This is a genomic window from Streptomyces hokutonensis (assembly GCF_000376565.1).
Lineage (GTDB): Bacteria > Actinomycetota > Actinomycetes > Streptomycetales > Streptomycetaceae > Streptomyces > Streptomyces hokutonensis.
In genome coordinates, this window is sequence record NZ_BARG01000093.1 from 23,959 (window position 1) to 36,633 (window position 12,675).

The window sequence follows — 12,675 nt, forward strand, 5'->3', positions numbered from 1 at the left end:
TTTGCCACGAGAACTCCCAAATCGTCTGGTGAGCCGGTCGTACTTCCTTCAGCGTCTCCCGACACGCTCTTTCAGCCCGACCGGCCATGGTCCTCAAGGGCGTTCTGTTCCGTCTCGTTCGGCGGGCTCGGGCGCTATCAGGTCGAGCAGGCCTCTGGTGCCGCTTCGGGCGAGTACGGTCCGCTGTCTGGTGGCCCCTGTGCCCTGGTCGATCAGTTGCTGCACGCCCGTTGCCACCCGGTCGACGTCACCGAGTTCCTTGAGCGCGGGTGTGATGTGGCCCAGCAGCGCGCCGACCACGTTGGCGGCGGGTGAGGGTCTGTCGGTGCGTGGGTCGACCAGGTCTGCGCTCAGTCCGCGACGAGCGGCGTGCCAGCCCGCTGCTTGCAGGATGCTCGGTGACGGATTCACGGGGCGGGCTCCCCGGCGGCCCTCGTGCAGGGCGGTCACCACCAGTCCGCGGGCGAGCCCGGCGAGGGTGACGGCGCTCTCGACGTCCAGTTGGACGTCGGGCGCCCGGACTTCCAGCGTCGGGTACTCGTCGGACAGCCGGGCGTGCCAGTAGAGCTGGTGCCGGTCGGCGATCACGCCCGTGCCCAGCAGGGCGGCCACGTGCTCCTCGTAGTGGGCGGCGCCGGAGAAGAACGGGGGAGGACCGCTGACCGGCCAGCGACCGAAGACCACGGTGCGCCAGCTGGCGAACCCGGTGTCGCGCCCGTTCCAGAACGGGGAGTTGGCGCCCAGCGCCACCAGTACCGGCAGCCAGGGGCGCAGCAGGCCGAGGGCGACGGCGCCGGCCTGCCGGTCGGGCACGGCGACGTGAATGTGCGTGCCGCAGATCAGTTGCTCGTCCACCAGTTGCGTGGCGGCTGCGCGCATCTCCCGGTACCGCGGCGTTCCGGTCACCGGCACCGTTTCGTCCCCCATCAGGGGTGCGCCGCCGGTCGAGGCCAGTCGGCAGTTCACCCGCTGTGCGGCCCCGCTCACCAGGCGCCGGAACCGACCGAGGTGCCGGGCGACCTCGTCGAGATCGGAGCACACCGGGGTCGCTACCTCCACCATGGCCTGCAGAAGTTCGGTGTCGACTTCCTCCCGTTTGAGTCCCGGCTCTCGCCGCGCCGCCGTCCGAAGCCTGCCGGCGCGTGACGCCGGCAGGGCGGTCCGTCGGTCGAGCAGCAAGAACTCTTCCTCCACCCCGAGCGTCACACCTGTCGTCATGGTCACCGACTACCCCCGATAGGCCTGGTCACAGATGCCTTTGTGGTCGGGATTCGGTGGTTGTACGGATTGCTGAGTTGTCAGGTCCGTGATCGAGGTACCCGCCGAGGTGCCGGCTTTGAGGCATCCGGCCTTGATACGTAATCGCGCAATCTGGCTCACATCACCCCTCGTAGGACTTCCGGAGACGACCACTTAGTTCGACGAGGTTCGAACAGATGGCGACATCTGCCGGCCGGGTGACAGCCTGCGGATGGAAACAGCGCAGGCTCCAGAGGCCACGCGGGTCTCATCCTGCGCGGACGGCCACGACCAGCCGTCCCCGGCACACTGCCCAGGATCACAACAGGGGGAACACCATCATGAACTCGATCCGTCGCAAGGCGGCCACCGCCACGGCGCTCGCCGTCCTCGCCCTGGGCGGGACGCTCGCCGCGACCACACCGGCCTCGGCGGCCACGCCTACCCAGTACAACGGCGCCTGCGGTACCGGATACGACGTCATCAGGGCTACGCCGATCCACTCGTCGCAGTCCGCCATCCCGGCCACCACATTCGTGACCTTCAACAGCGCCGTCGGCAAGGTCTGCGCGGTAACCGTCCGCACGAACCCGGGCGCCCGCGTGTTCATGGAGGTCACGCTGGACACCTGGCCCTACAGCAGCGGCGAGGCCAGGGACTCCGGCTCGTACACCAGCTACGCGGGCCCGGTCTACAAGGACGCCCCCGACGACGGTCAGTGTCTGACCTGGAGCGGTTCGATCGACATCTACTACAACTCGGACAACGGCCTTTGCACCTGACCGACAGTGTCCGACCTGCTCGTCTCGCGGGTCGGCCGTGTCAGCAGCTCGCTCCAGGGAGAACCGCCCGCGGCGTTCGGCGGCGGGCGGCTACGCCTTGGTCGTTGCAACCACGGCCGTGGTTGCATCAAACGGGGATCGCCGGAACTGTCGCCCGGGTCGCTGCGGTGCGTGGCGAGCAGGATTCCTTGGTCGGCGCCGTCGACACAGCAGTTCTTGGCGACGGCCGTGGGGCTGTAGAACCTCGCTCGTCGAGCGCGGCTGTCACGACGTTCGGCACTTCCCTGAGGCCGAGTTCACCGCTCGCCGACGAAGCGTTGTTCGCCGCTGCCCCGGGCCGTGCCGGGCACAGTCGCGCGGACCTCGTTCACGGGGTGGTCTTGTCCAGGGGCGATCTCTCTGTTGTGCGGCGGGTTCAGGCGGCTGCGTGTGCAGGCCGGGCACGGGACGTTGCACAGGCGCAGTTGAAGGACGAGTGCCGGGCGTAGCCGACGAGTGGGGGCAGTCCGAGGAGTGCGGACTCGCCGTGCGTGGCGCGGTCGTGCTCGTGCCAGGTGTCGTCGAGGTGGCCGGGCGAGGCAGCGAGCGTACGAGCCACCGACCAGGCGGTGTCTTCGAAGGGATCGGTCGGCAGCGGGTCGGCGGGTCGGAACCTTCGTGCCGCACGCGTGTTTCGGTGTCCGTCCCGAAGCCGCTTCCGACCGCGTCGAGCGTCGTACCGCCCGACGGCACGCTGTCGCAGACGGAGACGACGAGGAAGGCCGTCTCGTCCACCCGTGACGGCAGCGAGGTGTCATAGCGGAACGCTGCGCTGTGCGTACAGCACAGGTCAGAGAAAACGAAGCTTTGATCACCTGGGCTGCCCTGACGCTGATGACCCGCCTTCTGTCCGCACCTGCCTCTCTGCGTCACGGGCAGGACGTCCGTGCCTGTACCCATGTCGTATGGCCGTGGGTCAGGCCGCCTGGGTGAGTTCGGCGCGACCGAACAACAGGGCGTAGCCGGAGGGGAGTTGGGTGAGGAGGCGGGAGATGAGGTCCTCGCCGGCGAGGCGGGCCACGATGCGGAAGACCGTGCCGGTGTCCCAGCGGGTGGTGGCCGGGGTGCCGCCGGTGCGCCTTGCCAGTTCTCTGACGAAGGCCCAGCCGGTGAGGGGCTGGGTGGCCGGGATCTCGGAAGCGAAGGTGACAGCGGCCTCGTGGGGGAGTCGGGCCGCGAGCTCTCGCCGGTCCTCGCCCGTGACTTGCTGGCCGAGGGCGGCCAGCACGGCACGTACGGCCCGTTCGGCCTGGGCGCGGGTGGCGTAGGCGCCTTCGTAGCGCACCTGTTCCAGCATGTGCTCGAACGTCATGCCCGCATGGGATCGAAAGGGCTGCTGCTGATTCATCGCTATCGCCGTGGCCTTTCTCGTGTGCGCTGGTCGTGTAACCGGTGGCCGCAGGCACTTGCACCGCGCCACTGGTGTCGAAGGGGGTCAGGAAATAGGGGTGTGGCCGTCTGGGGACTGGTCGGGGTCAGACGGGCTGGGGGTGGCCGAACAGCAGGTCGTAGCCCACCGGGAGCTGGAGAAGCATGTGGCCGGTGAGTTCCTCGCCTGCGGCTTCGGCGGCCACGCTGAGCACGGCGCTCACGTCCCAGGCGGCGGTCTGTTCGGTGGCTCCCTCGATCCAGGCCGCGGTGGCCCGTACGAACCGTTCGGGGGACAGCGGTTCGCGTGCCTGGAGCGGATTGAGCAGGACGAGTGCCAGATCCTCCGGCAGCCGGGCGGCCAGGTCCGCCCGCACCTCGCCCACCAGGTGGGCGCCGAGCAGCGCCAGCACTGTGCGCGTGGCCCGCTCGGCTTCTTCGGCGTTCTCGTACGCGCCGCGTTCCTTGACCTGGTCGAGGAACGCCTCCCATCGCATCACCATCACTGCTCCCGTGCCTGTGCGGAGGCTGGGGCGGAGGACGGGGTGGACCGCGGGGGAGGTCGGCTCCCCGTCCTCCGCTGCGGCTGGACGGGGACTCAGCCGCTGATCTCCTTGTGCGCGGACCCGTCGCCGATGGCGATCTTGCGGGGCTTTGCGCGCTCGGCGATCGGGATCCGCAGAGTCAGCACGCCCGCGTCGTAGTCCGCGTTGATGTGCTCGGTGTCCAAGGTGTCGGCGAGTACAAGCTGGCGGGAGAAGACACCCAGCGGCCGCTCGGAGAGCTCCATCTGCACCTCGTCCGCCTTGGTGACGGGCCGCCGCTCGGCCTTGACGGTCAGCATGTTCCGCTCGACGTCGATGTCGATCGCGTCCTTGGCCACGCCGGGCAGGTCGAAGCAGATCACATACTCCTCGCCCTCGCGATAGGCGTCCATCGGCATCGCGGACGGCCGCGACCAGGTCCCGGTGGTGTTGAGGAGCTGTTGGGTGAGCCGGTCAAGGTCGCGGAAAGGGTCGGTACGCATCAACATCGTCAAACACCTCCAGCGTTCGGGTCGGTCACTGCCAATGCGTTTACCTGCCATCGTTGTAACATGTCATCCATGCGATGACAAGTTTGAAGTCACCGATATGACGACAATGATGCTGGAGGCTCGATGACCAGGGACGATGAGGCCACCCCCCGCGCCCGCGGGCTCACGCCGGCATCCTTCCTCGCCGCCGCCGCGGCGCTGGACACGATCCAGGAGGCCTTGCACGCCGCCCGGGCCGTACCGGACGGCACTGCCCTCGGGCCGGAGCGGGGCACTTCTGAGCAGGTGCTCGCCGCGCTGCTGGTGCTGCGCGAAGCGCGCGAGCAACTCGCCGAATGGGAGCCGGGTCTGATCGAGGCCGCACGGGAGGCGGGTGCCAGCTGGGCCGACCTCGCCCACCCTCTGGGCGTCTCCAGCCGCCAGGCCGCCGAACGCCGCTACCTGCGTGTCCGCCCCGGGACGCCGGGGTCCACGGGTGAGCAGCGGGTGACGGCCACCCGAGACCGCCGTGCCGCCGACCGCACCGTCACTGCCTGGGCCCGCGCCAACGCCGCGACCCTGCGCCAGCTCGCCGGCCAGATCACCGCACTTCCCGATCTTCCCGCCGCCGCCCGCACCCCGCTCGCGGACCTCACCGCCGCACTTGCCGACAACGATCCGGCTGCTCTCGTCGCCCCCCTCACGGACACGCGACCGTATTTGGCGTCCGCTCACCCCGACCTCGCCGCGCAGGTCGAAGACCTCACCCGCCACACCGACCGACTCCGTCGGCGCAGCGGCAACCAGCGCCGCAACCGCGCCTGACCCTCGACCCGGATCGGCGCGGAACACGCACGGCGGATGTGCCGCACGGATTCCGAGGGGCGGTTCCGCCGGCACAGCCAGCGGAGCGGGGTGCAGTGCCCAATGGGCGGCGCGACGGCGGGCGCGGCGGCCGGGCGCCTGGTCCAGGATCGCGGCATCGAGCAGCCACAGTTGCACGGGAGTCGACCTGGCATTCGGCGGTTCCTGCCGGCCGGTGTGGGCGAGTTCCTGCCACAGGTCCCGGTGCTCGCGCAGTCGCATGCCGCGCAGCAGTCCGACCGGCAGCCGGACATGGCCGCGGGCGTCGGCGCGCAGGGCGCACTGCCGTCTCAACAGCCGGGTGGCGGGGGGAGGTGAAGCGGGGCAGCGCGGCGCCGAGGTAGGTGAGCATCTCCCGTACGCGTACCTGATCGTCGGTTTCCGGGTGGGGCCCGACGCGGGCAGGGGACGGAGGTCCGGGGGAGGGGTGCGGCCGGATGGTGCCGAGCAGGGTGTCCGGCACCACGGCGGTGTGGCTGGTCGCTCCAGCGCAGGCTGTGCAGGCGTCGGCGAGGCGCGAGGTGCGGCCGCTGCGGTCGCGGGTGGGGGCGAGACGTACGGGCCCGGCGCATCCGAGGTGACGCGGATGCGCCGAACCATCCCTGTGCCCGGCACTGACAGCTGGACAGATACATCTACACCGGCAGCACATCGACTCCGGCATGGCAGGCCAGATGCGCCAGCGCGGCGGACCGCGCGGAGGAGACCGTAAGGGGAGAGGTGCGGGCGGTGCAGGAACCGGGGCGGAAAGTACGGCCTCCAGTTGACCCGGCTGCGTACGGAGGTGCGCCATGCGCGCGTCGTCCTCACCGAACGCTCTTCAGCGCCGACCCTCACCTGCGGGGACGTCTTTCGCCAGGCCGCCAAGACCGGCCTGCCGTGTCATCAAGGACATCAGACAAGCTGAGGCCGCATTCCTCGCCCCGGCGGCGGTTGTCCAGGCGCCCGTCAGGTTCGCCGCGTGTCAGCGACGCCAGGGCAGTCCGGTGGTGGCGGGGCCGTTGGGATCGGTGAGGGCGGCGAGGATGGTCTCGCAGATCTCGGTGAAGGCGCGGGTCTGCTCGCTGCTGAGGTGGTCGAAGATCGCGGCGCGGACGGTGGTGACGTGTCCGGGCGCGATCCGTGCCAGGGCGGCCATGCCCTCGTCCGTCAGAACGGCGAACTGGGTACGCCTGTCGGTGGAACAGTTCTCGCGACGGACCCAGCCGTCCTCCTCCAGCCGGCGGACCGCATGGGTGAGCCGGCCGCGGGAGATCGTGAGCTGCTCGGCCAGGTCTGTCATCCGCAGGCGTCGGTCGGGGGCATCGGAGAGGCGCACCATCACTGTGTAGTACAGGTGGATGATGCCCGCCGTGCTTCTCAGCTGCTGGTCGATGGTGTCTTCGAGCAGGGCGCTGGCGTTGCAGTAGGCGCGCCAGGCGTGCTGCTGTTCGGCGTTCAGCCAGCGGGTCTTCTCCATGCGCGGGACCCTAGCATTGCTTCAACTTTTAAGAAAGTCTCCGGTGAACGCTTGAAAGTTTAAGCGCCACGCCCTAGCGTCGCTCCTGTCGAAGTGCTGAAAAGTTTAAGCACTTCTCGATTTTCAGGAGCTGTCATGAACCCCCTGCGCAGGACCCTCATCGGAGCCCTCACCCTCAGCGTGCTGGCGGGCGGCGCCACCGCCGCTCTCGCCGATTCCCCCTCCGGCAGTGCCGACGGCGTGCACGCCGGACCCGTGAACGAGCAGGCGCAACTGCAGAAGCTGTACAAGCAGGCCCTGGCCGACGGCGGGACCCTGACCGTCTACGCCGGCGGCGACACGCCCTACCAGGCCGACTACCTCCGCGACGCCTTCCTCAAGAAGTTCCCGAAGATCAAGTTCAACATGGTCACGGACCTCAGCAAGTACCACGACGCCCGTATCGACAACCAGATCGCCACCGGCAGAGTCGTCGCGGACGTCGCCCAGCTGCAGACCCTCGACGACTTCCCGTACTGGAAGAAGGAAGGCGCGCTCGCGAAGTACAAGCCGGTCGGCTGGGACAAGGTCTACAGCCAGATCAAGGACAAGGACGGCTACTACACCGGCGTCATGTTCTTCGGCTTCGCCAACGTCACCGCCACCACGCTCGGCAGCGACGCCCCCGTCGAGGCGAAGGACTTCCTCAAGCCCGAGTTCAAGAACAAGCTCGTCTTCACCTACCCCAACGACGACGACGCCGTCCTCTTCTACTTCAAGCAGCTCACCGACAAGTACGGCCTCGGCTACCTGAAGAAGCTTCTGGCCCAGCACCCGAAGTTCGTCCGCGGCACCCAGGCCGCCGCCGACACGGTCGGCACCGACGGCTACGTCGCGAACTTCGGCAGCGCCGGCAGCTACTCCGGCCTCTCCACCACCAGCATCCCCAAGACCAGCCCCTGGGTCACCTGGCCGCAGACCGCCGCGATCCTCAAGAAGGCCCCGCACAAGGCCGCCGCCGAGCTCTACCTGAGCTGGCTGCTGTCCAAGGACGCCCAGACCAACTCCATCGGCACCTGGAGCGCCCGCACCGATGTCCCCGTGCCCGCCGGCCGCAAGGGCATCTTCGACTACAAGAACACCAACCCGCTCGCCCTCGGCAGGTTCATGGGCAACCGGACCGCCCTTGCCCGCTACAAGGCGCTGATCACCCTCTACGTCGGCGACGTCAAGGGCGTCGACCCCTCCGACCCGAACGGCGTGCTCGGCCTGTACCCGATCAACCGCGACGGCACCCAGGGCTGACGAGCTCTCGGCTTCGACTACGAAGCCGCACCCCCGCCTCGGGCCAAGGCTCGGCCAGGTCGGCCCGACTCGACCTGGACCTCATGGAACCGGAGAAGGACATGGAATCGTTGAATGCCCAGGCTGACGGCACTTACCAGCTGGAGAAGGACAACTGCATCCACTTCCACATGGTCGACTTCGTCGCCTGGAACAACCGCAAGTTCGACATGCAGGCCTACTACCACGCACCGGCCGTCTACGTGGAGATGGGCGGTGTGGCGACCGCCGACGTCGACGAGCACATCGACGCCATGAAGGGCATCCTGGTCGACAATCCCGAGGCCCGGATCCTCCAGCACTATCCGCAGGTCGCGGAGGGCGAGTGGACGGCGGTCGTCGGTCACTACGTCCCCGGCGACTTCCGCCTCTGCACCTTCGCCCGCCACCATGAGGGGCAGATCGTCGAGGAGTACCTCTTCATGCGAGAACTGACGAAGGGGGAGCCCGACCCGTACGAGGACGAGAAGCCCTTCGTCACGATCACCAGCCCCGACAGCGAACTGCTTCAGGTCGCAGCCGACGTCCGTCCCGGCTGGAGCGCTGTCATCCGCGGCGACGAACTGGGCAAGCGATCGGCCACCTTCACCCGCCGTGAGGGCGGCGAGGTCGTCGAAGAACTCCGGTTCGCGGCGATCTAGCACGCGCTCGGAGTGATTCGCTCTCGGCTGCGCCGGCTGATGCCGGCGCAGCCGAGTCGTACTCGAAACTGGGCCCGGCCGGCCGAGAGGAACACCCAGCCGCCGCACCTCAGAGCACGACGTCGAGCCGGGCCGGGCGCCGGATCATGACCAGGTCAGGAGGCGGCTCGCGGTGGTAGCCGGGAGCGAGCCGCAGTTCGGGGAAGCGGTCCAGCAACTGCTCCAGGACGACGCGGGCCTCCAGCCGGGCCAGCGGTGCGCCGAGGCAGGTGTGGATGCCGTAGCCGAAGGTCATGACGGTGGCCTGTCCGACGGGCCGGTCGAGGGAGTAGTCCGCGGCGTCGGCACCCCAGGCCCGTTCGTCCCAGTTGGCGGACTGGAGACTGACGGCGAGGCGGTCGCCGGGCTTGACGGGACAGCCGGAGATCTCCCGTTCCTCCGTGACCGTGCGCAACACGTACTGCAGGGGCGCGTCGTGACGCAGTGACTCCTCGATCGCCGCGGGGACGAGCGAGCGGTCGGCGAGGAGGCGTTCCCAGCGGGTGCGGTCGACGAGCAGTTCGTGGAGCAGGTTGGTGATCAGGCCGGCGGTGGTGTCCGTGGCGGCCAGGATCAGCTGGAAGGCGTGGATGACGGCCTCGACAGGAGTGAGCGGTGCCTCGCCGTCGGCGGGGTGCGCGAGCCCGTCCAGGACATCGGCCCCGGTGGGCGGGGCGGCGGCGCGAGTGGCGAACTGCTGTCCGAGGTAGCCGGTCAGGGCCAGGAACTCCGGCATGTCGGTGCGGAGTTCGGGGAGGACGTCGTCGATCGCGTCGGCCCACAGGTGCAGCCGCTCCCAGTCCTGCTCCGGCAGACCGAGGAAGGCGTACACCACCCGGGTCGGGATCTGCCGGGCCAGGTCGGTGTGGATCTCGGCCTTCTGGCCGGGCTGCCACGCATCCAGGACACCGGCCACGATCTCGCGGACGCGCGGTTCCTGCGCACGGAGCCGGGCCGGAGCGAACCAGCGCCTGAGACGCCCGCGTAGCGCTGTGTGATAGGGCGGGTCCGCCATGGTGATCGGGACTACGGGGAGGTCAGCCGTCCTGGTGCCGCCTTCCAGGGCGAAGTTGTCGACGGACGAGTACGTCCCGTGGTCGGTGAGCACGTCCTGTACTTCCTCGTGGCGGGCGAGGAAGTACACACCGGGGCGAGGCTGGGACACTGGGCAGCGATCACGGGCTTCGGCGAGCCGGTCGGCGGGATCGGCATGGTGGGCGGGATCGATTGGATCGTAGGGGGCAGGGTGCGGCTGAGCCATGGTGACGTCCTTACGTACGGGCTGGGGCAACGGTGGCAGGGGCAGGGACTCCGGCGCCGAGCCGCTTGAGTCTGATGACGGGGAGGCGGTGGTTGACGGCGACGGCGGTGGCCGTACCTCCGTCATGGCGCCACCTCAGCAGCGCACTGCGGTCGTTGACCGATCCGGCGAGGATGTCGGGGGTCCCGGTGAGCGGCAGTTCGCCGCTGATCTTGATGTCGAGTCCGCACTGCTCGGTCCAGAAGTACGGGTCCGGTCGGTACGGCCGCGCTGACGCACCCTGCAGCAGGGCACCCGCGGCTGCCCGGCCCTGCTCAACAGCGTTGGTCCAGTGCGGAGTTCGGCGCCCTTCCCGCGATACGACGTCCCCGGCGGCGACCACGCCGGGAGCGACGCGGCAACACGCGTCGGCGATCAGACCGCCGTCGGCGTCCAGGGGCAGGCCGGAGTCCCTCAGCCATTCGGTGTTCGGTACGTCGCCCACCGCGCAGACGATCACGTCGGCCTCCAGGACCGACTCGCCACAGCGCACGTGGTGTTCGCCCACCACTGTGATGCCGTTCGGCGCGACACGGACACGGATGCCGTGGTCCCGCGCGGCTTCGACGGCGAGGTCGGCCAACCACGGTCCGAGCACCCTGAGCAGCGGCTGGACGAGGTCGACCACCGAGACTTCCAGGCCGAGCGCACGGCAGGTCGTGGCGACCTCCATGCCGAGGAAACCGCCGCCCAGCACGATCGCGCTGCGGGCGGTGGCCAGCCGGGCGGCGAGGGCCTCGGCGTCGTCCAGGGTGCGCACCACCAGGTCGGCGCCGCCGGTCAGGCGGCGTGCCCTTGCTCCGGTGGCGACGACCAGCCCGTCGTACGGCACCTCGGTGTCGTCGGCCAGCGTCACCGTACGGCCGCGGACGTCCAGCCGTACGGCCCGCGCCCCGGTACGGAACTCGATGTCCTCGCTCGGCGTGGGGAGCAGGGCGGATTTCGCGGGTTCCCGGCCGGCGAGGACGCCCTTGGACAACGGGACGCGGGAGTAGGGCTGGTGAGATTCTTCGGACAGGACGGTCACCTGTCCGTCGAAGCCCCCGGCCCGTAGGCTCTCCGCCGCCGTCAGCGCGGCGATGGACCCGCCGACGACAACGATCCGCCTCACGGCCGGACCTTCAGCGCGGCGACGGGGCACACCCGCACGGCGGCGGCGACGGCCCTCTCGTCCTTCGGGGCCACTTCCTCGTGGGCCAGGTGCAGCTCGCCCTCGTCGTCGAGCCGGAACACCTCGGGTGCGGTCTGCTCACACAGCCCGTGCCCCTCGCAACGGTCGAAGTCCACCACGATCCTGTTCATCTCACTGCCCTTCTGCGCGTACCGTGACGGGCAGCGAAGCCATGCCCCGGATGACGTTGTTGAGCTTGCGGACCGGCTCGCCCGCGAGCGCGATCGACGACACGTGCCGCACCAGCGCGCCGAGCACCGCGTGCGCCTCCAGCCGGGCCGGCCTCTGGCCGACGCAGCCGTGCAGGCCGTGGCCGAGGGCCTCGATGCCAGCGCCGTGCGTCGACGAGAAGCGTTCGTGGTCGGACAGAGCCGCGCGCACGTGGTCGTAGCGGGGAAGCATCCAGGCGTCGTAGGCGGTCAGCCGTACCGCGGGGTCGGCTTCCCGGATCTCGCGGAGCGCGGGGTAGGGGTTGTGCAGTACGTCATCGGCTAATAGGCCGACGTCGGGGGTGGGCAGAGGCAAGGTCGCACGCATCGACAACTCTCCTTCGAGTTGCTCGGGCCACGACGGAGCTTCGGAGACGGGAGAGGGTCTGAGCCGTCGGCACGAGGGTGTGTGAAACGAAGAGAGCACTCTTGTGTGAGTTGGTATTCACACTTGTGGTGAGCATGAGCTCACAACCGCTCCCGTCGCGTCAAGCCCCGTGCGCGCACTTGTGCGCCACGGCGAGCCGGGCGGTCAGCGGCCTTCCGGGGTGCCGAGGAGGTAGGAGATGACCGCGGTCTGGAGGTGACTGCGCAGCTCGTTCCAGGGCAGCGGGCGATCGGACTCCAGGAACTCGCCCTGGGTGATGCGGTGCGCGATCGTGGCGTAGACCAGACGGAAGGCGAAGTCCAGCGCCGCCGCGGGATCCGGGTGTGCGAAGGGGATGTGGCGCAGGGCCTCGGCGAAGTTGCGGTTGCCCTCGACGCTGACGCGCGAGCCCTCGACCCGCACCGCTTCGTGCCGGGTTCCGAGCAGCAGGAAAACGCGCAACAGGGCCTCGTGCGCCCGGAAGGCGTCGGTGATCGCGCCGACCGCTTCGGCGATCGCCACGGCCGGATCGCGCAGGAGGCGCAACCGCTCCACGGACATGCGTTCCGTGATCTCGGCCTGGAGGTTCTCGGTGAAGGCGTGCTGGATGGCAAGCAGGAGTCCTTCTTTGTCGCCGAACCGGCGGTAGATGCTGCCGACCGCCATGCCGGCCCGCTCGGCGACCGCGGCCACGGTCAGCGCGTCCACTCCACCCTCTTCGAGCAGCGCGTACCCGGCCTGCATGAGGTCCTGCTGCGAACGGCGACTGCCTTCACGGAGGGCGGCGGGTCTGCGGGTGGGGGACTCGGTCATTTGCGCAGTTTATCGACCGGGCTCTTGACGTCCATGTTGCCGTTGT

General features: G+C 69.3%; 16 protein-coding genes. 5 read left to right on the plus strand and 11 right to left on the minus strand.

The features are described from left to right. Positions 1-93: 93 nt before the first annotated feature. Positions 94-1,218 carry a carboxylate-amine ligase gene (locus SSP08S_RS46640; protein ID WP_043260306.1) on the minus strand — a complete coding sequence of 375 codons (1,125 nt, stop codon included), beginning with the start codon at positions 1,216-1,218 and terminating at the stop codon, positions 94-96. 362 nt (positions 1,219-1,580) lie between these two features. Between SSP08S_RS46640 and SSP08S_RS46645 the strand changes: the two genes are divergently transcribed. Next, positions 1,581-2,021: a hypothetical protein gene (locus tag SSP08S_RS46645; protein ID WP_019074545.1), complete on the plus strand. Its 441-nt coding sequence runs from the start codon at positions 1,581-1,583 to the stop codon at positions 2,019-2,021. 415 nt (positions 2,022-2,436) lie between these two features. Here the strand turns inward: SSP08S_RS46645 and SSP08S_RS62200 are convergent, their stop codons facing one another. The 4 genes from SSP08S_RS62200 to SSP08S_RS46665 all read right to left on the minus strand — a co-directional run bounded on the left by SSP08S_RS62200 (position 2,437) and on the right by SSP08S_RS46665 (position 4,461). Then, entirely contained in the window at positions 2,437-2,619 is a 183-nt protein-coding gene (locus tag SSP08S_RS62200) for a hypothetical protein (protein ID WP_158697308.1), read from the minus strand. Positions 2,620-2,976: 357 nt separating this feature from the next. Then, positions 2,977-3,372, minus strand: a complete 396-nt coding sequence (locus SSP08S_RS46655) for a DUF2267 domain-containing protein (protein WP_019074547.1) — start codon at positions 3,370-3,372, stop codon at positions 2,977-2,979. 163 nt (positions 3,373-3,535) lie between these two features. Continuing rightward, positions 3,536-3,931: a DUF2267 domain-containing protein gene (locus SSP08S_RS46660; RefSeq protein WP_019074548.1), complete on the minus strand. Its 396-nt coding sequence runs from the start codon at positions 3,929-3,931 to the stop codon at positions 3,536-3,538. A 95-nt stretch (positions 3,932-4,026) separates the two neighbouring features. Next, positions 4,027-4,461: an Hsp20/alpha crystallin family protein gene (locus tag SSP08S_RS46665; protein ID WP_019074549.1), complete on the minus strand. Its 435-nt coding sequence runs from the start codon at positions 4,459-4,461 to the stop codon at positions 4,027-4,029. 126 nt (positions 4,462-4,587) lie between these two features. On the opposite strand from SSP08S_RS46665, the gene SSP08S_RS46670 reads away from it, so the two are divergent. Then, positions 4,588-5,268, plus strand: coding sequence for a hypothetical protein (locus SSP08S_RS46670; RefSeq protein WP_019074550.1), 681 nt, complete (start codon positions 4,588-4,590; stop codon positions 5,266-5,268). Between the two features lie 102 nt (positions 5,269-5,370). Then, complete coding sequence (locus SSP08S_RS62205; RefSeq protein WP_158697309.1) at positions 5,371-5,625, plus strand: hypothetical protein; 255 nt, start codon at positions 5,371-5,373, stop codon at positions 5,623-5,625. Between the two features lie 646 nt (positions 5,626-6,271). Here the strand turns inward: SSP08S_RS62205 and SSP08S_RS46680 are convergent. Beyond that, complete coding sequence (locus tag SSP08S_RS46680; RefSeq protein WP_019074552.1) at positions 6,272-6,766, minus strand: MarR family winged helix-turn-helix transcriptional regulator; 495 nt, start codon at positions 6,764-6,766, stop codon at positions 6,272-6,274. 135 nt (positions 6,767-6,901) lie between these two features. Here SSP08S_RS46680 and SSP08S_RS46685 point away from each other — a divergent pair, with 135 nt between their 5' ends. Both SSP08S_RS46685 and SSP08S_RS46690 read left to right on the plus strand, forming a co-directional pair. Continuing rightward, on the plus strand, positions 6,902-8,050 hold the full coding sequence (locus tag SSP08S_RS46685; protein WP_019074553.1) for an ABC transporter substrate-binding protein: 1,149 nt from the start codon (positions 6,902-6,904) through the stop codon (positions 8,048-8,050). A 101-nt stretch (positions 8,051-8,151) separates the two neighbouring features. Then, on the plus strand, positions 8,152-8,730 hold the full coding sequence (locus SSP08S_RS46690; RefSeq protein WP_158697310.1) for a hypothetical protein: 579 nt from the start codon (positions 8,152-8,154) through the stop codon (positions 8,728-8,730). 109 nt (positions 8,731-8,839) lie between these two features. Here SSP08S_RS46690 and SSP08S_RS46695 read toward each other — a convergent pair whose 3' ends face one another. The 5 genes from SSP08S_RS46695 to SSP08S_RS46715 form a co-directional block, all read right to left on the minus strand. After that, positions 8,840-9,934, minus strand: a complete 1,095-nt coding sequence (locus SSP08S_RS46695) for a cytochrome P450 (protein WP_245608096.1) — start codon at positions 9,932-9,934, stop codon at positions 8,840-8,842. Positions 9,935-10,040: 106 nt separating this feature from the next. After that, the gene (locus SSP08S_RS46700) at positions 10,041-11,180 is read right to left on the minus strand and encodes an NAD(P)/FAD-dependent oxidoreductase (RefSeq protein ID WP_019074556.1); all 1,140 of its coding nucleotides are present in this window, start codon (positions 11,178-11,180) and stop codon (positions 10,041-10,043) included. Then, complete coding sequence (locus SSP08S_RS46705; protein WP_019074557.1) at positions 11,177-11,371, minus strand: ferredoxin; 195 nt, start codon at positions 11,369-11,371, stop codon at positions 11,177-11,179. The genes SSP08S_RS46700 and SSP08S_RS46705 overlap by 4 nt, the downstream gene beginning before the upstream one ends. Position 11,372: 1 nt before the next feature. Continuing rightward, positions 11,373-11,777 (minus strand): hypothetical protein, encoded by a 405-nt coding sequence (locus SSP08S_RS63930; RefSeq protein ID WP_019074558.1) that lies wholly within the window; start codon positions 11,775-11,777, stop codon positions 11,373-11,375. A 204-nt stretch (positions 11,778-11,981) separates the two neighbouring features. Continuing rightward, positions 11,982-12,629, minus strand: a complete 648-nt coding sequence (locus SSP08S_RS46715; RefSeq protein WP_019074559.1) for a TetR/AcrR family transcriptional regulator — start codon at positions 12,627-12,629, stop codon at positions 11,982-11,984. Positions 12,630-12,675 lie beyond the last annotated feature (46 nt).